Genomic DNA, 22,134 nt, shown 5'->3' on the forward strand with positions numbered 1-22,134 from the left:
ACTATCCACTTCTTTGAGCCAAACAAGCTCTTTCTTCATGGCAGGTAGTTTGGCAGAGCATGTACCATAGGTCAAGCCTTTTCCTGTCTCTTTGTATGCTTGATCCCATAAGGATAGGAAATGATTGAATACAAAGCGAGAACACCCAATCGTTTTATTGATTAAAATTGCTTGTGCCTGATTTGGATAGATACGAAACTTATAGGCTTTATTCATCATTATTTGATTCACCTCCATTTCGGTATATGACTATTATATACCAAACGTACATTCGATAGGTAGTGGAGTAACACTTTCTGTATGTCGAACAATTAAGATGGCTTCCTGCCATCCCTTGTTCGAAGCCAATTCATCTCCCACCTACTCACTGGGCTGTGCCCCTTCACGCTCCTTGAGGAAGGAGTCTTCTTGGCTAAAATGATAAATCCAGTTAAACAGTCCCACAAAGCATCTGCATTTTCCTGAAGCTACCCCTATAGGGGTTCAGCCGAGATACGTGTAAAAATGGGTCGCAGATACAATATTTACCAAACGGTGGTTATTGAGGGCTTTTGTAGCATCACCCGAAGTCACTCTGGCTCCAGCATCGAAATAGGTTAGATTGCTAAAGGTACCTCTATTGTTTCTCGTAGACGAAGCATACACTTCTCAAACATGCCCTTGTTGCCAAAGAAGAAAGTGCGGACACGTAACTACGTTTGTGTGTGCGGCTACGAAGAACACTGGGACATTCACGGTGCCCGCAACATTTTGGTAAAAGAACTGTACGGAAAGATGTGTCATATCCCGGAAGAAACGAAGAGAAAGTATTTGTGGATTGCGTAAGCAAAAAGTAGTAGACGGTGTGGTCCCACCCTTCTGCATGTGCAGAAGTTGCTTAGTCAAATGAAGAAAAGGAGTCCCTGCATAGGTGCAGAGAGGAGATGGAAAATCCGCTTCTCATGGGACCTTGTCTTTGTTGATGCTAAGAAATCCCCACTTCAAGCGGAAGCGAGTAAGTGGGGGAGGTTCATAGTGAATTATTTTTGTACTTAAATTACTTAATCTCTAAAATCATTGCTAGATCGATTGCATAATTCGTGCGAGTTCTTTTTCTAAAGCAGCGGGCTCGTTTGCATAATTGTAAATCCCTAAAAACTTCTCTATAGCCTCTGGATGGGAACTGATTAGCTTGTTGACAGCATCCTGTTGTTCAGATATGCGTTCATTCTTCGAAATTTGGCATCCCATGTGAAACCGAACCATAAACTCATCTTCTATTGCCTTTTGATATTCTTCAGACATTTGATTTGATTGATCGGATTGTCCCTTATATTTTGATAGAATATTGGATAATATACGTGCTCCACATATAGCATCATGGATACCCTGCGCCATGCCAGGATCTTTAAAACAAACTGCATCTCCAACCAACGCCCATCCTTTTCCCATTCCTTTATACCAGTAATTATCATATCCGAGAATGCCTTTGACCGGTTCTACTAGTTCTGCATTTTTCAAGCGCGCCCCAATTGTTGTATTCGGAAAGTTATCTGTAAAGAAATTGCGTAGACAGCTTTCCGGATTTAATTTCAACCGTTCTATCAATTCCTTATTTTCTAATGGGAAAATGCCGACAATTACATATAAATCATCATTCGTCGGAAAGAGAATGGCTGTGTTATCTTTTATCTTGTATACTTCAAATTTAGGGACATTATCGTGGCGAAATCCAGAGAAATACCCGAAATAGATGCCGACTGTTGCCGGAATACTTATTTTGAGTTCACTTTTTACCAGCTTGCGAATAATAGAGGATCGGCCGTCTGCCCCGACTACCAGGCGAGCTAAAAATTCTTGTTTCTCGTTGTCGCCGTCTAAACCTCTCACGCCTATCACTGTTTCGTCATCACGGATGACATCCGTCACACGAAATCCTTCTAAAACAGTTACATTCATTTGGGATTTGGCTTGTTCAAGTAGAATATGATCGAGATAAGTTCTTCTAATACAATAACAACTTTCCTCTCCGTAAACCTCAGGGATGAGACCTTCTATCACGGTATCCTCAAATTGAAATTTAATATCCCGTACCGGCGGTGCTTTTGTTTCCAATAACTTGTCCAGGACACCGGTTTCTCGAAGAAGAGCGACAGTATTATTGAAAAAGGTATGGGTTGATAATGTGTCCCTTGGAAAATTCGCTCGGTCCACTAACAACACATGGAAACCTGCCTTAGCAAGATAAATTGCAAGGGTAGAGCCAGCACATCTTGCACCGGTAATGATGACATCATACGTCCTATTCATCGTATCACTCCATTTTCAAGTATAATTATTAACTTGCTTATCCATTAGTAGAGTTCTAAAGTTAATGCCCCTACGAGTTAAAGTAATGGGGAAAATTGATAAGAATGCACTACATACATAAAGTATGGAAGCTAAAACGAAATAAGTACAGAAAATTCTCACCTGCTATACAATTAAAAAGAATTTGTGGTAAAAATCGGAATGATAATTTAAGTATTAAACAAAGGTCCGTTTACTTGTCTCGTGAAGAGTTAATAGATGTATATTCACAAAAATGGTTGTTAAAACATCGACTCCAAACTCCTTGTATAAAGTTATGGAAATCAAGTCCATTTGCTATGTTAAATGCGCTATAATTTTTGGGTAGTCGTCCTTATCATATGTTGAATGAATTATATCCAAATCGTTTTAAAGAGTGGGAATTTAAAAAAAACGTCTACAGGATTCTGGACAAAAGAGAAGGGACTCCATTTAGCAGATGAGTTCAACATAAGATTCAATGTAGACTATTGATTATGTATCTTGTTTTTTATTAAATATCAAGGTACGTGAAATTTTAAATATCTTTACTAAAAAAGCCCCTTGAAAGGAGCACTTATTTTACAAGATACTTTTCTATTTCTTTTATTAATAGTTCTGCACCTTCTGGGCTTAATGTGATCTTACCATTTGCTAATGCTATGTTACGATTTGACACTTCTCCTGTTAATACACAAACAGCACCAGGCTGATACTTCTGTAAAATGATGTCTTCCCCTTCTACAAAAATCTCTAATGGTGATTTTTCTTTAATCCCAAGCGTATTTCTAAGTTCCTTTGGAATTACTATACGCCCTAATTCATCCACTTTTCTAGTTACTCCGGTTGCTTTCATCCAGCATATTTCCCCATTTCATTATCAATTTGTAACCAAGTTATTCTTTACTATTGTAACAGGCTTTCACCATACATGAGAAACATAATGAATCAAAAACAGAGCATCATTATAAGAAATTCTTTAAACCCTTGCCGAAAGGAAATACGACCTTCTTCCATTTAATGTGCATTCTTTTTTATTAGGCGTACGGCCAACATTTTAAAGAAAACGTACGCAACAAAAGGTGCACTTTTAGATATAGTATATTCTATGCAGCTTAAACTACTTCAAAAGGTATCAAAATGTACTTAAGACACACTTCATAAGTACACACACTTTTTGAGATGTGTTTGTTGAATGATTTTATGCTTATTGGATGTCCCTATCAGTTGGATACACCACAGAGAATCCCCTTGTTGTGCTGTTTATTGTTTTTAATATGTAATATGGTACATGAAATTTTACGATTAAGTTGTTCCTTTGTTTTTCTTTTAAAACTCTTATAGCATTCTATATAAATATTATGGTATTATATAGATAGAAAATTTGTTTCCATTGTTTATACTCTATTGTACGTAGCGTGAAGGACAAACCTTACGCCCTGTTAACTCGGGCGAGGTTTGTCCTTTTTTATTTTAAGGAGGAATTTACTATGAAAAAAGTCTATAAAATCGGAGCCGTTATCACAACTTTATGTGTTGCTTGTATTGCGATTTTTACTTTAACTAAGAATGAATCAGTCCAAACAGAAACTATAACACCAGAAAAAACAATTGTATATGCTGCAGACGCAAAAGTATCACCTGAGATTATAAAAGATATTTCAAAAGATGAATTAAAGCAAAAAATACAATCCCATGAAGAATTCATTGCGTATTACTATCAACCAACCTGTCATTATTGTAAAAAGGCTGCGCCAGACATCAATAGTATGTCGAAAAAGCATGATAGAACCATTTATCGTATTGATATCTCTACACCAGAAAATCAAAGTGCCTTTCAAGAGTTCGACATTCCAGGTACTCCAGTTGTTGTAGCTTATAACAGAGGTGAAGAAGTTGAACGTCTAGAAGGAGCCGTTTCAGCTGCTACATATGATGGATTCTTTGCAAGACGTAATTCGAGCGCTAGCTAGTATAGTGCTCGTTTTTCTTTGTAAGAAAGGAGAATTAACATGCAACAAAACGCCCGTATTCATTCTTTAGACATAATAAGAGGTATCGCCATACTATGTATCCTATTTGCGAATCTACCAACTATGACGGGACTAGATCCCTTTAATCAGGCAGGTTACACCGGTACAGATAAAACGATTCGTTTTTTAGTAGATTTGTTTATACAAGCAAAGTTCTACACTATTTTCGCATTCTTATTTGGAGTAGGATTTTATATCTTTATGAAAAATACAGAAGCAAAAGGATATCCTATGTATAAGCTATTTACCCGGAGACTATGTATTTTACTAGTCTTCGGTTTACTCCACTTCACCTTTCTATGGTATGGAGATATTCTACATGCGTATGCTATAGCTGGATTTATTCTATTGTTCTTTTATAAGCGATCTACTAAGCTTATTTTTATAGCTGGTTGTAGTTTCCTAACGGTTAGTTATGTATTACATATTATTGTATTTTTACGAGCAAGTTCTTCTATTACTGAAGTACCAAATTACTATCAATATATGTTTACAGGTAACACTACCAATCACACTGTAAATCTATTTATACATTATTCTCATCAAGTAAAAGCACGTCTTTTCTTTCTAATGACTCAGGAATTCCAGCAACTACTAATAGGAATTCCTGAATATATAGGCTTATTTTTAATAGGGTTATGGGCTGGTAAGAAAAAGATTTTTAAAAGGGTACCGGAATTAATAAAAAAAATTAGATTTTTACAGTGGAGTTCGTTATGTATCTCATGCCTTCTCTCTTGTCCTATTCTCTACTACTTTATAAAAACAGATGTCTATTACTCTCAGGATGTACAACTATGGATTCTATTTGGAGGGAAAATGCTAGCTATATTCTATATTTGTACTCTACTGAGAGTTTGTGAGAATAAAAAATATATAGAATGCCTGCACCCCTTTATGAACGTTGGCCAGTATGCTTTAACGAATTACATCACTCAAAGCATAATTACGCTTGTCATTCTTTCGTGGTGCTTTAAAGATGTCTCACACGTATATTACTGGCAACTATGTATCTTTGGGCTTGTAATTATTTTTGTACAAATCATATTCAGCAAGATTTGGAGTAAATATTTCCGTTATGGTCCTATTGAGTGGGTATGGAGAAAAGGAGTTTACAAGAAATAGACTGTTTTTTACCAGTTACATGCAATTAACTGAAAAAAATGTTAAAATATTATATGAAAGATTAAAGATATATTTGTGGTTGTAAAATGGTGTTATTAAAATTAAAGTGGTTCAAGTCAGAGAAAGGCACCTTGTGGTGTCTTTTCTTTATGCATAAAAAAGCCTTATCTTCCTATAAAAAAGATAAGACCTTTATATACTACCTATTATCCGATTCATCAATTTTATTATAAACACATTTAGCTTCTCCAAAAAGACCGCCAGTGTCCCATTCGCCACCATAATGAGCACATCCTAAAGGATCACGATCGTCTCGTATACTTGGATGTGTATTTGGTTCATTGTCATTATTTATAATACTACCAACAATAAATACCCCTCCGATTATAAATACCACAGCAATGATTAAGAGTGTTTTCCCATTAGGACCGGTAATAATGTCATTTACAACTTCTTTTGCTTCTTGCTGAGTTTCACCTTTTGAAAATAATGAAAGAATAATAGAGATTATAAATATGAAAAATAACACTATTATAAATACCATTACTTATGTACCTCCCTAATGCGTGCTATTAATTTCCTTATACGTTTTAAGCTAAGATATCTGAAATCATAATGATAATAAATATATCCCCCCGATTAAAAGTGCCGCAGCAACGATTAATATTATTATTCCATCAGGACTATTAAGAATTTCTTTTATATGTTTTTTTGCTATTTGCTTAGTTTCTCCACTTGAAAAGAGATAAACAATGGAATGGATAATTAGTAAGAAAAATGCCGTAACTAACTCTATCATGGTTTATGTACCTCCTAATATATATGAACTATTAATTAACCAATAATTTCCTTATACATTATATCAGCTAGGGTACACGGAAGTATAACAAATTATTTTTATAATTTAATGTATTAATCGATACGGCATTAATACAGGATAGTTCAAGTCAGAGAAAGGCACCCTAGGGTGTTTTTTTTATTTCATTTCGACATAACATGACAAAATAGTTGTGATTATATTTGTTATGATAGTTCAGGTAAATCTTACATTTTAAACGCTGGGGGATACATACTATGGACAAAAAACTATTAACAACACTTACTTGTTTCGCTTTATTTATGGGATTAGCAGCATGTTCATCTAACGAGACAGCAAGTACTTCCAAAGAATCTAAAGCTGAGCAAGAAGCACAAAAGGAAGCTGAGAAAGCGAAGAAAGCTGAAGAAAAAGGGACTTTTAAAAAGGAGAATGCAGAAAAAGAGACGGCTGAAAAGCAACGCAAACAGCAAGAAGAGGCTACAAAAAAGGAACAACCAACAACTACTTCTGGTAACACTATTAAAGGCTTAAAAGACGAACTATCCATTGGTATGCCATTTAAAGATTATCTTGCTAAAAAGAAATCATTAAATGTAGAGAATCCCTTCAGTATTTCACTCGGAAAAGGTAATGTAGGTAGTGTTCTTCAAGCTCAAGATGGAGTATTAGTTGTATGTATTGATGGAGAAAAGATATTCGATTTAAAAACATTTAAAAATGTTGATGAAGCTAAAGAATACGAAAAGAGCTTAAAAGTAAAACAATAGATTCAATTCATATTTCTCAATCACCAATATCACTTAATATTGTAAAATATTATTTGGATGAAAGTCCAAATGCATATTATTAAAAGTAAAGTGGTTCGAGTCGGAGGAAGGCACCTTAGGATGTCTTTTCTTCTGTACATTATATCCATTACGTGCTCATTGATTTTTTATGTACGTTTGATATAATTAGTGTAATAGTATTACATTAATACCTTGTGTATATAATAAAAGAAGAGATGCGCTAACATCTCTTCAAGTAACTGCTACCGCAAGGTGGTCGGTTGCTTAAACTTATTTTTTGCGTTTAGAACCGCCCTTTCGCTTGCCGGCATTTGGGGCGGTTCTTTTATTTCGTTTACTGCTAATCTTTTTCGCTAGCTCATTCGCATAAGCTGTTGCAAATACTGTAAGGAATACCTTAGCAGCGTCATACAATAAATTAAATAAAGAATCCATTCGGTCACCTCCTTTCTCTCTAGAATCAGAGAAAGGATAGCAACCTCCCGCCCTCACAATATACAGTTACATACAGTCTATCACACAATTTTATTAGAGGAAATATCATCGGGATAATCTCAAATTATATCGAGCTAAAAATAGAATATAGATTTGAACCATATTTATCAATGTGCGAAACAACTTAACATGGCAAAATTAATATTTGGATGGGAGTCCAATACATAGTATTAAAATTAAAGTGGTTCAAGTTGGAGGAAGGCACCTTAGGGTGTCTTTTCTTTATGCATAAAAAAGCCTCATCTTCCTATGGAAAAGATAAGGTCTATATATTATTTATTATCCGATTCATCAATTAACATATTTGGCTCCTCCAAAAAGACCACCTGTGTCCCATTCTCCACCATAATACGCATACTTCCTAGATGAACCATTGTCTCGTATACTTGGATATGATTTTAGTTTATAGTCATAAACCGAAACCATAAAAAGATAAATATATCCCCCCGATTAAAAGTGCCGCAGCAACGATTAATATTATTACTCCATCAGGACTATTAAAAATTTCTTTTATATTTTTTTTTGCTATTTGCTTAGTTTCTCCACTTGAAAAGAGATAAACAATGGAATAGAGAATTAATAAGAAAAATGCCGAAACTACCTCTAACATGGCTTATGTACCTCCTAATATATATGTACCTTTAATTATCCAGTAATTTTCTTGCACCTTGTATCAGCCTGAGTAACTGGAATGCTTAATTTAATAGAAGCCAAATGACAAAAATTACTCCTGTAACTGCTGCAGATCCAAAAAAACCTACCAACATTTTCCCCTCAGGACCATTAATAAGCTCTTTTAAAACTTCTTTTGCTATTCGCTGACCTTTACCACTTAAAACTATCGAAAGAATAAAGAATATTACCACTAATACAAATGAAGAAATTATTAGCTCCATGAATTATGTACCTCCCTAATATATGTGTGCTATTAATTAACCAATAATTGCCTTATATATTATATCAGCTAGGGTACACGGAAGTATAACAAATTATCTTTATAATTTAATGTATTAATCGATATGTTAAAAAAAGACACCGAATAATCCCTTAGCGTACGAAATTCGCGTTTTGTTTGCAAGACCCCTTATAGAACTAATTGGGTTAAAGATGAAAGAAATGAAAGTAAACTTTAATTTTGCTAGTTACAGTATTTTTATTATGTGATTTACGCTTTTTCTATTCTAAAACCAAATACTCCATCTTTTACTTTTACTAAATGTTTTCCAGACCAAAAAGTATGTACTTTAAAATAGTACCAATCTCCATTTTTTCTTAAATATTCTTTAATCTCATAACCTTCTTGTATAAGGTATTCTTTAATTTCATTTTCTTTATTCCCAATCACACTAATTTCCCCCTTTCAAATAATTAAATTAAACCTATTAAACAATAAATAAAAAAGTGCAAAATCCATCAACAGATTTCGCACCAAAAACAGATAAAAAATACAATCACTAGAAACATAGGAGAGTGTTTCACCACCATTATAAACCATATCCTCACATTTTTGATTGGTATTTTAAAAATTTGTAAATATTTATCATTTTATTTTGAACTTTCTTTTCATTTAAGTTATATGCAGAATGACAATAAAGTTGTTTAATTCACAACATAGTCATTAAAAAAATAATAAAGTTATTTGAAAATCTTTCTATCAAGTGGTCAAAAGGTATTTTCAACTTAGTACAGAACTATATCCTAATAGGTAGACATAAAATAGGTTGGATAAAATTGATATGAATAGGGAGAAAAATTCTAATGAATTGCTTAGTTGCAAAGGGTAGTATTTATTATGAAATCATAGGTAATGGCTTTCCGATATTAATAATGCATTCAATGGGTACAGACCATAAATCTATGAAAACTTGGATAGAGCCAATATTTGATAAGATTCAGGGTTTTCAGAGGATATATATAGATTTACCTGCTCACGGTCGAAGTTTAATTGACGAAAATTTCAACTCTTCAGATGATATGCTTTTAAATATTTTGAACTTTATTGATATGACAATTCCTAACCAAGCATTTTCCCTTATCGGTTTTTCATATGGAGGATATTTGGCACAAGGTGTTTTGCACCATAGGCATAAAAATATAAAGAGCATTTGTTTGCTGGCTACTTCACTTCATTTGAAAGATAGGAATCTTCCTAAAAAAATAGTTATTACAAAAGATGAAGATTTATTAACAGAATTGGATTCTGATATAAGAATAGCTTTTGAAACATTAATGAATTATCAAAATAAAGAGAACCTTAATTACTTTTTAAACGAAATCCAACCTGGACGATTATTAGCTAATAAAAATTTTTTAATGTCAAATTGGAGAGAAAAAGGGTATTTTCTTTCTGAAGAACCGCTTAATGATGTAGGTACACTTACACAACCTGTACTCATCATTCTAGGGAAACAAGATTCAATCTGTGGTTATAAAGATCACTTTTTTCTTCTAGAAAAATTTCCGAATGCTACGTTTTCCATTTTAGATGGTGCTGGTCATATGCTTCAAATAGAAAAACGTAAAATAGTACAAGAACTAATCAAAGACTGGCTAATTAGGAGCAATTCGGTTTGCAAATCAAGCAAGTAAATACAATCGATATCTTTTTCAACCCAATTTCCATATCTGTTTCCTGTCAGTTCATTTTGTTATTCTTCAACTAACAGGTGCTTTAGTTCAATAAGGATTAAATAACTTTATTATGAATTTTTGAGTGCAAATACAACTAAATGGATAGAAATTAAACAACTTTAAAGAGCCTTAGTACAATAAAATGTGCAAATCTTATATATTTCATAACAAAATTCAATAACTTTATTATCTCTTTACATTATACTAAACTACAAAGAAACAACTCTCCTTTAGGCTGTCAATAATTATGCTAACAAAACACACACCAAAAAAACCAATTCCCGTGTAATAGAATTGGTTTTTTTGTGTAATTCAGTCAATACAGCAACTTGAACCCACATTTTCAAATGAAGTCTTATTAAGACTACCATAATTTTAAAATTCATAAACAAAAAAACAAACCACTAGTAAGTTGGCGAATCCACTGCATTTTCATCAAGAAATCTGGAGTATAACAACAATTAAGTTCATACTAGTATGAACAACAAATGATACTAGTAACTTATTAGTACGCACATATACTACAGCAAGTACAAGCCCAATTAGAAAATATCCAAATATAAATGGAAAGTCAAAATGTATAATAGAAAAGAAAAATGAGCTTATTAGTATACCCCAGGTTTGTTTAAACCTTCGAGTTAAGATATTTATGGCCGCATAACGAAAAATAAATTCTTCTACTAAAGGTGCAAGAAGAATAATTGAAATAAGTGCCACAGGGAATATTGCTGCAGCAGAAACTGTACTAGACGTATGTGCTGATGGTGTAGTTAACTGAAATAAACTCTTATCTAGCAAACTACTAACCATCTGCGTAACAAATACTAATATAATCCCAACTAAAATCCATACGAATGAATTTCTTGATAATTTAGTCGATAACTTTGGATCTTTCATTAATTATACATTATATATAAGAAAAATGATTATCAATGTAAGTGAAAATTCAATTAGTTCCCAATACACTAGAAGTTGTTGGATTGCTTGCTGTTGGTGTCCCTGAATATCATACCAGCCTGTCTTCGCTAGCAATTGTACCTACAAATTGTGCCATTATAAAATCAATCAAAATGATGAAACCCGATTTATATCTGGTATCACTACTCATATTCTGATTTCCATCCTTCACTTTCTTTATGCTATTTTTATACGCTACCCAAACAACATTTTTAATATTTATTTCTCAATATCTAGCACCTAGAATTAAGTCACCTTCATTGATACTATATTAGTAGACATTGTTTTCCTCTTATGCATTTTTGTAAAAGGGCCTGTTCTCTATTTTAGGTCCTCTTATTTTTTACTAGTAGACCATATTTCAAACACAAGGTATTTCAGTTTTATATTTAGTTATAAGAAATTTTAAGAACTATTATAAATTCTTTATGAATAGAGCAATCTGTAATTAAAACTGAATTTGGACACAAATTAACCAGTTCCCAATACGTTAAGGAACTGGTTTTTTAGTTTAATTTGTCTTATCAAATGGTTTATATTGAGTGGTTTTTGTCTATTCCCTTGAAAAGGGGAATAAGGAGTTGATCCAATGCCGAGCGAAACCCTCAGCGGATGGATAAGGAAATCCTAAAAGAGAACCTACATTGTCTATTCCTTTTGTCAAAAATTACTCATTGAAATAATTAGGAATGCATTATTTTTATTTAATAATTCTTAACTAATTTTCTTGAAGTACGAGTTCATTCTTATACCACTTAGCTTGAGTATTAAATAGTTCTGCATATTCACCTTTTAAATTTAATAATTCATTATGTGTCCCTTTTTCAATAAGTTTTCCATCTTTTAGTACTAAGACTAAATCAGCATTTACACAACTTCCTAAGCGATGCGTGACAAAAATTGCAGTTTTCCCTTCAGATATTTCATAAAATTTATCAATAACTTTTGCTTCACTAAGAGGATCTAAAGCTGCAGTAGGTTCATCCATAATAATAATCTCGCTCTCTTTATACATAGCCCTACTTAATGCTATTTTTTGCCACTCTCCTCCCGAAAGTTCTTTTCCATATAAAGTTGATCCAATTAAAGAATCGTATTCTATTTTATGTTTTTGTAATATAGAGTTAGCATTTGATAAATGAGTAACTTCTTGCAATTTATTTAGTTTTGTATTTTGTATATTAGTAAAAGAAATGTTTTCTAAGAAAGACATTTCATATTTATGGAAATCTTGAAATATTGCACTAACTGTTTTTAATCTTGCTTCATTGGTAACTGGCATATCATTATATAAAACTTCCCCCTCTGAAACATCGTATAGTCCAGTTAAACATTTAATTAATGTACTTTTTCCAGCACCATTTCTTCCAACTACAGCCACTTTACTCCCTGGTTTAATTTCAAAAGAAATATCATTAATTACATAAAAGTCTTGATGAGGATACTTGAAAGAAATATTGTTTACACTAATTTTAATATCTTTATATACATTAGAATTTTGATCTATATTATATTTTTTACTTTGCATTTCAAAATTCTTTTCTTTGAACTTAAAATACTCTGATATAAAAAGGGACTCACTATAGACACCGCTAACACCTGTTACTAATTGATTTGTAACACCTACTGATGTATTAAACATTTGTGTTAAAGCAACAAATTGCCCGATGTTAATTTTTTTATATATAACGTAAAAAATAAGCATACCAATAAATAAAGTATTACAAGTAAGTTGAAATACTGTCGATCCATACAGCCTATAATTTGATTTTTTTTCAAGTTTATACTGCTCGTTTGCACATTCCCAATAAAGCTTTTTCCATTCTTTTATAAGGTATGTACCATGATTGAAAATTTTGATTTCCTTTTGCACTTCTTTTGTTTTAAATAATCGTTCTAGGTACTCTAATTTCCGTATTTTTTGGATTTGCTGAAGAAATTGGTTATAACTTTTTTTGGCTACGTTTGTATTTACTGCAATTAATAATATTATAATTCCTAACATACATAAAACGAGAATCCAATGGAAATAAAGTAGTGATATCAAAAAACCTATAATTGTTACGCTAGACTGTACAACTTGTAATAAATTTCTAATCAGTTCACAACTCCGTTTTCCCATATGTAAAGTGGATTTCATCAATGTATTATAATTCTCAGAATCATCAAAGAAAATTAAGGATAGCTTAATTATCTTTTCAAAGTTGATATTATTAAAGTAATATTCAACTTGCTGTAACATGCGATAATTATATATCTTTTCAAAATGAAATATAGTTTTTTCAAGAAAAAAATACATGAGTTGTATACCTAAATATACAAATGGTTCTATAGGGAATCTTTCACCTTGAATACTATTAACTATGGAGTTAATTAAATTTTGCGAAATATAAATGTAAATTACTGGGGAAATCCCTGCGAAGATTGTAAAAGATACTATAGTGAATAAATATAGAGGGGCAATTTTATAAATTATTTTCACTATCTCTTTACAAATGAAAACTATTCTTGAAAATTTTTTGTAGGTTTTTAGAAACATTTTAATTCCCCCGTATTTCAAATCTTTATGTGCTAGCTATATCATTTATTTGGTGTATAATGGTTAATATTATTTATCGTTTTCCGACAGAAAACTCCTTCCTCAAAAATGTGAAGGTGTGAAACACCAATTTTAGGTGGGAGATGAATGTCGGTTGGCATAAGCCAACATATTTGCTATCATTTACTTGTACAGATTGCTCTTCGAAAACTGAAGATATGAGGTTGGTTGCAGAAAAACGTTGCAACCGTAAAATCTTCAACGTTCTATCGCCCCACGCTTCTCAAAATTGCGAAAACCAAGCTAAAGTAGGTAGTGTGTTGAGTTAGCGTACAAGATACTTATGTTCTCACCGTAGGGACTGCGGGTAGAGCCTGCTAAGATAACTGATGGATACATCGGTGTTCGCAGGAATCTCCCACTTCAAACAGTCCGTTAGGACGTTAAGTGGTGAGTAGTTCAAATAAAACTACTTCCCTATCAATAAAAATTGATAGGGAAGTAAATAATTAGCAACATCCTACATAAACATCTTTATTTCCATCATCACACACATACTTTTTCCACTTTAACTGTCTTCCATTACCACAATCACCAGCACAAAACTCGAAAAGATATTGACATGGTGCCATCTTTTTCACCTCCTTTCAAAATTTAGTTTTTCATTTTCTGCAAACTACTGAATTATAAAATTACTAAATGTATTTTTCCTTATAATGACTGTTTACATTACACTTACCAGTAAAATCTATGGAAGTAAACTATTAACAACATCCTACATAAACATCTTTATTTCCATTATCACACGCATACTTTTTCCACTTTAACTGTTTTCCATTACCACAATCACCAGCACAAAACTCGAAAAGGTATTGACATGGCGCCATCTTTTTCACCTCCTTTCATAATTAAGTTTGTTATTTTCTGTAAAATAACAAACTATAAAAATACTAAGTATATTTTCCCTTATAATTAATGTTTAATTTGCACTTCCCGTTACAATCTATGGAAATAACCATTAACAACATCCTACTTGAACATCTTTATTTCCATCATCACACACATACTTTTTCCATTTTAATTGTCTTCCATTACCACAATCACCAGCACAAAACTCGAAAAGGTATTGACATGGCGCCATCTTTTTCACCTCCTTTCATAATTAAGTTTGTTATTTTCTGCAAACTACTGAATTATAAAACTACTAAATGTATTTTTCCTTGTAATCAATTTTTACATTACACATATTATTACAATCTATTTTTTATATAATTCCATGTCCTTCTCTTCTATTTGAATAACATCAATAAAAAGTGGATATGTAAAAATCTTTTGATTATTGCTATAGACCACATATTCGTATTTGCCACTCTCCATAACTGGAAATCTTATTTCTATTACGCCATCAATACCAGGAGTCATTCTGCTATCTCGAAGATTTTTTAATTTTGGTAGTTGACCACTATAAACAATTTCCTCGTTAGAATTATATACAAGGATTTTGTTATTAATTTCCTCCAATCCATCTTCTTCAGAAAATTGAAATTTGAATAAAACTGATGTAATAACAGAAGCCGGAAGTATAGGAACAGTAATTTTATTTAGGATATTATAAGCAGTATGCTTTTTTTCCTTTGGATCAAACATTATATTTTCTGCTATTAAAATTTGACATGAAATATTATTCTTCATACTTTTCTCTCCTTATTCATACAAACTATCGAAAAGTAAGCGCTATCATTTTTGGATAATTTTTTACTATCTTTCTGATAATGTACATATTCATACTTTTTAAAATAACCTATACTGCTTTTCACATCTGTACTATCGCTTACCATATGATTTCTCCAGTGCTTAACTTTTCTTTTGTATAGCCAAATCGGTGCTGTTAATATAACAACATATTTTTCATCAATTATTTCTAGAAGTTTATCGATATTCTTAAAGTAATAATTATCATAGCTCAAAAAAAGAATATGATATTCCTCCATCTCGGGTATGTGCAAACTATCAATTAAATTATCTATTTCAGATTTTTCTTGCACATGTAGCCGTTTGTTATAATAATGTGCATAAACAATAAGTATACATGCTATTAAACCACTAATTACTAACATCAGATTTATAGCCATAGTTTAATCTTTCCCTATCATTATTTTTTAAAGATATGAGATTGTACAATAGCACAGTATATACAATAAGTAGCCCTAAGAATAAACTTATTTCTAATGTTCGAAAAGAGAAAGGTAACAACACCTTTATTATTAATAATATTACGATGATTGAATTCCTTACAATTGGAGACCTATTCATAAACTGCATCTTACCAAAACAGCTACAACTTGTTTTCTCTAACTTATATAAATATTTTTTTCTGAGAATTAACAATATAAAACCGATCATTAAAGCAATAGTACCTAATTCCTTATATGGATAATATATATTTAATACAAACATGATAAAAATACAAAATTCTAAAATTAGTACCATATAACTAAAAAATAGTATGGATTTTAATGGTAAAATATTATATAAAATTAAATCACATTTTAAACCATGGATAGAATAACTTTTCATGTAGAAAGATGCAAAAAATATAAATGCTAAACTCAAGTCGATACACGACGATAGAATATTAATTTGACTCACCTTCTAGGATAGAAAGAAATTCAACTGCATTTTCTATATCATCAATTACTCTCATAGCAGTTATCCTGTTATTTTCATCTATTAGACAAAAACTTGGCGTTTCCTGAAAGCCACCTTCATCAATCAATTCATCACCATAGGAGATTATATTAAATGCAAACCCAAAGTAATCTTTTATCTCTTCAATATCTTCAATAGATCCATCAGTTACTAATACAAACTCTCCTTTGTATGAATTTGCTATCTCTGATATTTTCGGAAGTAAATCAATACATTTCATACAACTTAAAGAAATTGCCCCTAGTAGCCAAGGACTCTTATTTGAAATATTCATTAAATTCTCAGGTAATATTTTACCCACTGTTAAATAATTCGTATTAGATTGAGGTGGCACTCTATGTTTTTGAAACATTTCTTTAAATCCCTTTATCATTCTGGAGTCCTCCTTAATATCATATAATACATTTAAATTTAGTTATAATATCTTCAAACATATTATCTTGATAGCCTATTTCTGCATATAACACTTGTCCTAGTTCATTGACAAAATACGTTCTAGGGACACCACTGACTTTAAATTCTTTCTTCATCTTATCTTTATTACATAAAGATACTAAAGCCCTACCTTCAAATATAGATTTGATATATTCAAAGTTTTCTAGGCTTGTATCGATTAAAATAAGAACATTTAATGATGAATCTTTAGTTAAGAATTTATTAAGCGCTTCCATTGAAGGTAAGCATCCTTCACATGACGTACTATAAAATAGAATTAAGAGATGTTTTTTCAGAATATCATGTAATTTGCACGTATTCATTGTATCTATATAAACATTTTCTATATATTCTCCTACATCTAAACTTTTAGGAAACCTAAAAAATTTCCTATGCCCTTCTAGAATTGAATCCATAATATCCTCCTTGTTTTTTATTTTCCATACAATTATTAAGCCCTTAAATTTCTGCTCTTTTCTACAATAATCCTTAAAATTTTTATCATATCTAACTAAGAAAAACTTTAACATATATTGCTTTTAATTGGAATATTTGTAAATTTTATAAAGTTTTTATGGAATATTCAGGGAATTGATCTATTTTTAAAGCTATACATTTTTAATAGCTGATACTGAGTACCTTATGGTTAATTCTGGGTTTTACTAACAAAAACCATTTAAATAATGATTTCCAAATAATAACAACAAAAAAGAATGCCTTTCTATTTAAAGAAAATGGCATTCTTTTTTAATTTTTGTTAAGAATATAAATCTATCATCTATTATTTTCTCAAGATATATCTCATTACAAAAATACTATATAGTAGATCAAAATCATACTTGCATAATATGAATCATCAATACAATAAAATTCATCATAGCATGTACTATATAAGAAACTAATAATTGTTTTGATTGTTTATATACAAAGGCCAATACACAACCAATAAAAAAATAACCAAATATAAATGGGAAGTCAAAATGCATTATTGCAAAAAACAATGCACTAATTACAATACTCCCTACTTCTTTAAATTTCTTCATTAAAATATTCATAGTAGCATATCGGAATACCAGTTCCTCTACCAATGGAGCAAGAATTACAATTGATATAATTGCAATAGGTGAAATTGATGCAGCTACAACTGTACTAGATGTGTTTTCTGATTGCGTAGAAATTTGAAATAAACTTTTATCTAAAAAACTACCAATTATCTGTGCAAGGAAAACTAAAACAATTCCAACTAGAATCCATCCACATGAGGTTTTTGATAATTTAATTGATAACATAGATTTATAAACCCATTCCTTCTTATATATGGTAAAAATGATAATCAATATAAGTAGAAACCCAATTAGCTCCCAATGTACTAAAATCTGTTGAATCGCCTGCTCTTGATTCCCCTGAATATCATACCAACCAGTCTTAGCCAATAACTGCACACCTATTATTCCTATAAATTGATTCATAATAAAATAAATAAGAATAACATAAGCTGATTTATATATATTAGTAGCATTCAAATTATTATATTCATCCTTCTTCTTTTAGACATTTACCATCACCTAGAAATTCTTTTTCAAATTTGTACAATTATAAAGACATATATACAATATCATGTGGACCTTTTTAAATTATGAAAGCATCATATTTTTTATTACACTTCGAAAAGGTTTCTTTACGCTAAAGTAATTCTTTCCTTCACAGGAATTATCTCACAATCTACTTTTACTAATTTTCTACTAACAAATATCCATTACCCAAACAAAAACAAAACTTCTTTAAATTTTATAAAGGGTTGTGCTTTACATCCACAACCCTCGCTTTTCTCTTAATCCACAGGCACTTCTTCTTGACCATGTGGAATTTGTGCAATTGGTGTTACAATTTGTGCATATTTGTTTACCTGCACTTTAAATTGTCGTGGTTCTAAGAAGTTTACCTGTTGAATTAAAACTTCAATATGAAACGTATCTACTTTTTTCCCACGATCAATTTTGGTAATACGTGCATTGTAAAACTGATCCCCATTTAGGAAGTATCGTTGTACAGCTTCTGTAGCCAGCATACGCTCATTACTTGTCATTTTCATTGGTTCAATACCAAATCCATCCTTTGTAAACAAATACGGGACATCATAACTACTATTAGATATTTTTCGTAGTAAGTCCTCTACTGTTTTTGTTTTCGCGATATATTCCTCTTCTTTTGTATCAAATCCCTTTGGCTTATCTCCAAATATCTCTATTTCATCTTGGTTTACTTGCTCTTCCTCCTGTACTTGTAATTTCATCATATAACGATGAATAGTATTATAGGTAGCAACACCTACTACTATTACGATAATTCCTAATATGACCAAGTACTTACGAGGCATATTGGATAAAATCCTGATTATCTTCTTCATCTACTCTCATCCCTTATCAGTCTATAACATTACGTATTTGCGTCATATGTTGTCCTCTAGCAGTATAGTTTAGACCTGTAATTTGTACACCTTTATTATCACCAATATGAATCATTTTCTGATTTCCTAAATAAATTGATACATGGTTCGGATTTTCATAGAAAATTAAATCTCCTGGTTGTGCACGAACGATATCTGGCACCTGTTTTCCTTGACCAATTTGAGCACCTGTCCAATCTCCTAGCTGGACACCTATACTGGTTTTAAATACATATTGTGTGAATCCAGAACAATCTGCACTACCTACAGCTGGATTTCTAGCACCGGATACATAGCTCACTTTCCCTTGCCCAAGCCATTTTTTTGCTTCTTCTAATACTTTTTGTCGTTTAGCATTTGTCATTGTAGGAGCACCACCTGATGATAACCCTGGATCATCATTTTTCTTAAAGAATTTCATTGGATCCGTTGGCTGGTCATTAATACGAATTTGGAAATCTAAATGGACAGCGTATCCAAACATATTAAGAATACCACCGACATAGTTAGATCCCCCCATTTCCCCAATAATCTGTCCTTTTGTTACCATAGTTCCTGGTGCAACTAAGATTTTACTCAAATGTAAGTAACGAGATACAATGCCATTTCCATGGTCAACATAGACTCCTAAACCACCGTTGTTTACATTTCCTGTTTTATCCGTAACCATACCAGCTTCCATCGACCATACGGGGTCTCCTGGTTTTCCGGCGGTCATGGCCCCAATATCTACAGCATTATGCGGTTTGCTAGCATGAATTTCATCAAATGTACCTGTAATACGCCCGCTTTTCGTTGGCCATTTCCAACCTTTATCAGATATCCATTCGCCAGATACATCTGCTACACAACCTAAATCTTTGTAATATTTCAAAACTTTAGAAACGTAAGTGTAGAGTAAACATCCAGCGCCTTATTACATTCCTGTGATCGGTTTCCAAATGTTCCTCCCCGAACCGGACTTACATCTCTCAATGTATCCGGCTCTCCATCTGTCTTCTGCATTTTATATCTCGCCCTTGTGTCTTTTCATATGACACTCTTTACAGAGTGCGATAGTCTTTCGATTTCTCGCTATCATTTGTTGTTCAAGATATGATTTATTTGACTTTGCTCGTAGATTCTTTAATCTCTTAATGTGATGCATATGTATCACAACATTGCTAGCTCCGCATAGTTCACATGTTTCCGCCTTGATTCTATCTGACAATTTAGTCGTACTCATTACATGCCGAGTATTTGGTAAGATATCTGTTCCCTCTAGCGATAAATTTCTTGTCATTGGAAACTTTCTTTCAATGAAATGAACTTTATTAATTCCCTTCTTTGTCTCATACTGTACAGTGAATTGTCCGTATTTTTCGTATTTCTTTCGAATTTGTTTCGTACGTGTTCTGTATTTTGACGCAAAAGTTTTTAACATTGAATAATACATGAAATATGCAAAGCGGTGCATGTGATTGCTCACATTTTCAGCTAGTCGATAGTAATTATATAACCCTCGAATTTCACTATTATATTGCGTGATAATCTCTAAATCTTCGTTGTGTTGGAAATATCCTCTTGGCTGAGGTTTCCAAGTGCCATCGGCACACATTTTAATGGCTTGATACTTTTGAAGTTTCTTTACCCATGCCTCATGTGGCATTTTTAATTGAATTTTACCGTTAAGAACCCTAGAAGCTCTTCCAAGACTGTTAATACGTGTTGCTTCACTTTTAAACACTTTAATTTCAAATCCCAGAAATTTAGCGTGTTTCTTGAAGGCATTTGTTATCAGAGTCTTTTCCATAGATAATTCTAGTTTTAGCTCTTCTTTCAAAAATGAAGCTATCTCATTTTTAATAAGAGTTGCATCCTCTTTAGAACCTATTACTCCAATAAGAAAGTCATCCGCATATCTTACATATTTGAGCCTTCTATAATTTTCATCCATTGGATTATTATAAGGTGTTTGTAACAACTTCCTTTTCAAAACTTTTTGTTGTTCTTTTAGTTCCGTAATTCGTGTTACTTCTCCATTTAGATGGGCAGTATCGATTTTCTCTTGAATCTTTCGCACTTTATACTGTAAATTTCTATACTCTTTATTTATTTGTCGCTTTTTCCCTGATTCAAATCTATCCTGATACTTTTTCATATAAGCATCTAATTCGTTTAGATAAATATTAGAAAGTATGGGACTAATGATTCCACCTTGAGGTGCTCCACTATAGGTATTATGAAATTTCCATTCTTCTAAATATCCAGCTCGTAAGAATTTCCAGATCAACTCTATAAATGCCTCATCCTTTATTCTTCTTTTAAGAATTGTAATTAGAGTATGATGTTCAATGTTGTCGAAAAATCCTTTAATATCTCCTTCGATAAACCATTTACTACCTGTAAATGTGCGCTTTATCTCTAATAACGCACTATGGCATCCCTTGCCTTTTCGGTATCCATGTGATGAATTAGAAAAGCTTGAATCGTATATTGCTTCTAGTATCATACGTATAACTTCTTGGACTAATTTATCATAAAAGCTAGGAATTCCTAATGGTCTTTTCTTACCATTTTTCTTTTCAATATAGGTTCTTCTAGATGGATATGGTTGATAGCTTTTGCTTTTTAAAATACTTATTAAACCTTCCACTTCCTTCATAGAAAAACCATCAATAGACCTTTGGTCTACTCCTATTGTTAATGCGCCATCATTTTTACTTAGATTATCGTATGCTAATAAAAAGAAATCTGGGTTATATAAATTACGATAAAGTCTTGTATATTGATATTCCTTATTAAGACTCTTCGTTCGCAGATTGCTTAGTACTATTTTTGGACATTGCATAGTGCCTTTCGCACCTCCC

The 22,134-nt window shown here is 32.0% G+C and carries 26 protein-coding genes and 2 pseudogenes; 5 read left to right on the forward strand and 23 right to left on the reverse strand.

Going from position 1 to position 22,134, the window contains the following annotated elements; translation table 11 throughout:
• The coding region (locus ACUN13_RS26085) for a helix-turn-helix domain-containing protein (protein WP_242281307.1) at positions 1-219 on the reverse strand (219 nt) is incomplete at its 3' end.
• Positions 220-619: 400 nt separating this feature from the next.
• Here ACUN13_RS26085 and ACUN13_RS26090 point away from each other — a divergent pair.
• Positions 620-757, forward strand: a complete 138-nt coding sequence (locus ACUN13_RS26090) for a zinc ribbon domain-containing protein (RefSeq protein WP_198284614.1) — start codon at positions 620-622, stop codon at positions 755-757.
• 302 nt (positions 758-1,059) lie between these two features.
• Here the strand turns inward: ACUN13_RS26090 and ACUN13_RS26095 are convergent, their stop codons facing one another.
• Both ACUN13_RS26095 and ACUN13_RS26100 read right to left on the reverse strand, forming a co-directional pair.
• Positions 1,060-2,289: an NAD(P)/FAD-dependent oxidoreductase gene (locus ACUN13_RS26095; protein WP_044585206.1), complete on the reverse strand. Its 1,230-nt coding sequence runs from the start codon at positions 2,287-2,289 to the stop codon at positions 1,060-1,062.
• A gap of 595 nt (positions 2,290-2,884) precedes the next feature.
• Positions 2,885-3,163, reverse strand: a complete 279-nt coding sequence (locus ACUN13_RS26100) for an AbrB/MazE/SpoVT family DNA-binding domain-containing protein (RefSeq protein WP_000648341.1) — start codon at positions 3,161-3,163, stop codon at positions 2,885-2,887.
• 634 nt (positions 3,164-3,797) lie between these two features.
• Between ACUN13_RS26100 and ACUN13_RS26105 the strand changes: the two genes are divergently transcribed.
• Together ACUN13_RS26105 and ACUN13_RS26110 are read left to right on the forward strand one after the other, a co-directional pair.
• Complete coding sequence (locus ACUN13_RS26105; RefSeq protein ID WP_000758638.1) at positions 3,798-4,280, forward strand: thioredoxin family protein; 483 nt, start codon at positions 3,798-3,800, stop codon at positions 4,278-4,280.
• A 39-nt stretch (positions 4,281-4,319) separates the two neighbouring features.
• Entirely contained in the window at positions 4,320-5,465 is a 1,146-nt protein-coding gene (locus ACUN13_RS26110; protein ID WP_409532550.1) for a DUF418 domain-containing protein, read from the forward strand.
• A gap of 199 nt (positions 5,466-5,664) precedes the next feature.
• Here the strand turns inward: ACUN13_RS26110 and ACUN13_RS26115 are convergent, their stop codons facing one another.
• Positions 5,665-6,009 (reverse strand): hypothetical protein, encoded by a 345-nt coding sequence (locus ACUN13_RS26115; protein WP_409532549.1) that lies wholly within the window; start codon positions 6,007-6,009, stop codon positions 5,665-5,667.
• Positions 6,010-6,075: 66 nt separating this feature from the next.
• The gene (locus ACUN13_RS26120) at positions 6,076-6,264 is read right to left on the reverse strand and encodes a hypothetical protein (protein WP_000571720.1); all 189 of its coding nucleotides are present in this window, start codon (positions 6,262-6,264) and stop codon (positions 6,076-6,078) included.
• A gap of 275 nt (positions 6,265-6,539) precedes the next feature.
• On the opposite strand from ACUN13_RS26120, the gene ACUN13_RS26125 reads away from it, so the two are divergent.
• Positions 6,540-7,052: a hypothetical protein gene (locus tag ACUN13_RS26125; RefSeq protein ID WP_409532548.1), complete on the forward strand. Its 513-nt coding sequence runs from the start codon at positions 6,540-6,542 to the stop codon at positions 7,050-7,052.
• A gap of 291 nt (positions 7,053-7,343) precedes the next feature.
• On the opposite strand, the gene ACUN13_RS26130 is transcribed toward ACUN13_RS26125, so the two are convergent.
• The 4 genes from ACUN13_RS26130 to ACUN13_RS26145 all read right to left on the reverse strand — a co-directional run bounded on the left by ACUN13_RS26130 (position 7,344) and on the right by ACUN13_RS26145 (position 8,913).
• Entirely contained in the window at positions 7,344-7,508 is a 165-nt protein-coding gene (locus ACUN13_RS26130) for a hypothetical protein (RefSeq protein ID WP_000377658.1), read from the reverse strand.
• A gap of 469 nt (positions 7,509-7,977) precedes the next feature.
• Complete coding sequence (locus ACUN13_RS26135) at positions 7,978-8,178, reverse strand: hypothetical protein (RefSeq protein WP_002006305.1); 201 nt, start codon at positions 8,176-8,178, stop codon at positions 7,978-7,980.
• 85 nt (positions 8,179-8,263) lie between these two features.
• Entirely contained in the window at positions 8,264-8,464 is a 201-nt protein-coding gene (locus ACUN13_RS26140; protein ID WP_000420168.1) for a hypothetical protein, read from the reverse strand.
• A gap of 269 nt (positions 8,465-8,733) precedes the next feature.
• The gene (locus tag ACUN13_RS26145) at positions 8,734-8,913 is read right to left on the reverse strand and encodes a hypothetical protein (protein ID WP_000579979.1); all 180 of its coding nucleotides are present in this window, start codon (positions 8,911-8,913) and stop codon (positions 8,734-8,736) included.
• A gap of 413 nt (positions 8,914-9,326) precedes the next feature.
• On the opposite strand from ACUN13_RS26145, the gene ACUN13_RS26150 reads away from it, so the two are divergent.
• The gene (locus ACUN13_RS26150; protein WP_000995736.1) at positions 9,327-10,157 is read left to right on the forward strand and encodes an alpha/beta fold hydrolase; all 831 of its coding nucleotides are present in this window, start codon (positions 9,327-9,329) and stop codon (positions 10,155-10,157) included.
• A gap of 477 nt (positions 10,158-10,634) precedes the next feature.
• Here ACUN13_RS26150 and ACUN13_RS26155 read toward each other — a convergent pair.
• The 14 genes and pseudogenes from ACUN13_RS26155 to ACUN13_RS26220 all read right to left on the reverse strand — a co-directional run bounded on the left by ACUN13_RS26155 (position 10,635) and on the right by ACUN13_RS26220 (position 22,115).
• A pseudogene (locus ACUN13_RS26155) lies at positions 10,635-11,307 on the reverse strand (lysostaphin resistance A-like protein).
• 567 nt (positions 11,308-11,874) lie between these two features.
• Positions 11,875-13,695, reverse strand: coding sequence for an ABC transporter ATP-binding protein (locus ACUN13_RS26160; RefSeq protein ID WP_445424019.1), 1,821 nt, complete (start codon positions 13,693-13,695; stop codon positions 11,875-11,877).
• 509 nt (positions 13,696-14,204) lie between these two features.
• On the reverse strand, positions 14,205-14,327 hold the full coding sequence (locus tag ACUN13_RS26165; protein WP_000035098.1) for a hypothetical protein: 123 nt from the start codon (positions 14,325-14,327) through the stop codon (positions 14,205-14,207).
• 132 nt (positions 14,328-14,459) lie between these two features.
• Positions 14,460-14,582: a hypothetical protein gene (locus ACUN13_RS26170; RefSeq protein WP_000035096.1), complete on the reverse strand. Its 123-nt coding sequence runs from the start codon at positions 14,580-14,582 to the stop codon at positions 14,460-14,462.
• 131 nt (positions 14,583-14,713) lie between these two features.
• The gene (locus tag ACUN13_RS26175; RefSeq protein ID WP_000035097.1) at positions 14,714-14,836 is read right to left on the reverse strand and encodes a hypothetical protein; all 123 of its coding nucleotides are present in this window, start codon (positions 14,834-14,836) and stop codon (positions 14,714-14,716) included.
• A gap of 116 nt (positions 14,837-14,952) precedes the next feature.
• Positions 14,953-15,387: a hypothetical protein gene (locus ACUN13_RS26180; protein WP_016078532.1), complete on the reverse strand. Its 435-nt coding sequence runs from the start codon at positions 15,385-15,387 to the stop codon at positions 14,953-14,955.
• Complete coding sequence (locus ACUN13_RS26185) at positions 15,384-15,827, reverse strand: hypothetical protein (protein ID WP_445424020.1); 444 nt, start codon at positions 15,825-15,827, stop codon at positions 15,384-15,386. Before ACUN13_RS26185 ends, ACUN13_RS26180 begins: the two co-directional genes overlap by 4 nt.
• The gene (locus ACUN13_RS26190) at positions 15,799-16,344 is read right to left on the reverse strand and encodes a MauE/DoxX family redox-associated membrane protein (RefSeq protein ID WP_325761320.1); all 546 of its coding nucleotides are present in this window, start codon (positions 16,342-16,344) and stop codon (positions 15,799-15,801) included. The genes ACUN13_RS26185 and ACUN13_RS26190 overlap by 29 nt, the downstream gene beginning before the upstream one ends.
• The gene (locus ACUN13_RS26195; protein ID WP_025690462.1) at positions 16,331-16,777 is read right to left on the reverse strand and encodes a TlpA family protein disulfide reductase; all 447 of its coding nucleotides are present in this window, start codon (positions 16,775-16,777) and stop codon (positions 16,331-16,333) included. The genes ACUN13_RS26190 and ACUN13_RS26195 overlap by 14 nt, the downstream gene beginning before the upstream one ends.
• Positions 16,778-16,796: 19 nt before the next feature.
• Entirely contained in the window at positions 16,797-17,255 is a 459-nt protein-coding gene (locus tag ACUN13_RS26200) for a TlpA family protein disulfide reductase (protein ID WP_000377270.1), read from the reverse strand.
• A 417-nt stretch (positions 17,256-17,672) separates the two neighbouring features.
• Positions 17,673-18,362: a CPBP family intramembrane glutamic endopeptidase gene (locus ACUN13_RS26205; protein ID WP_076775702.1), complete on the reverse strand. Its 690-nt coding sequence runs from the start codon at positions 18,360-18,362 to the stop codon at positions 17,673-17,675.
• A 308-nt stretch (positions 18,363-18,670) separates the two neighbouring features.
• Positions 18,671-19,246, reverse strand: a complete 576-nt coding sequence (locus ACUN13_RS26210) for a hypothetical protein (RefSeq protein ID WP_025690460.1) — start codon at positions 19,244-19,246, stop codon at positions 18,671-18,673.
• A 16-nt stretch (positions 19,247-19,262) separates the two neighbouring features.
• A pseudogene (locus tag ACUN13_RS26215) lies at positions 19,263-20,180 on the reverse strand (NlpC/P60 family protein); the annotation flags it as partial.
• Positions 20,181-20,291: 111 nt separating this feature from the next.
• Positions 20,292-22,115 (reverse strand): reverse transcriptase/maturase family protein, encoded by a 1,824-nt coding sequence (locus ACUN13_RS26220; RefSeq protein WP_324656756.1) that lies wholly within the window; start codon positions 22,113-22,115, stop codon positions 20,292-20,294.
• Positions 22,116-22,134: the final 19 nt, after the last annotated feature.

The sequence above is a fragment of the Bacillus cereus group sp. Bce041 genome (assembly GCF_052646455.1).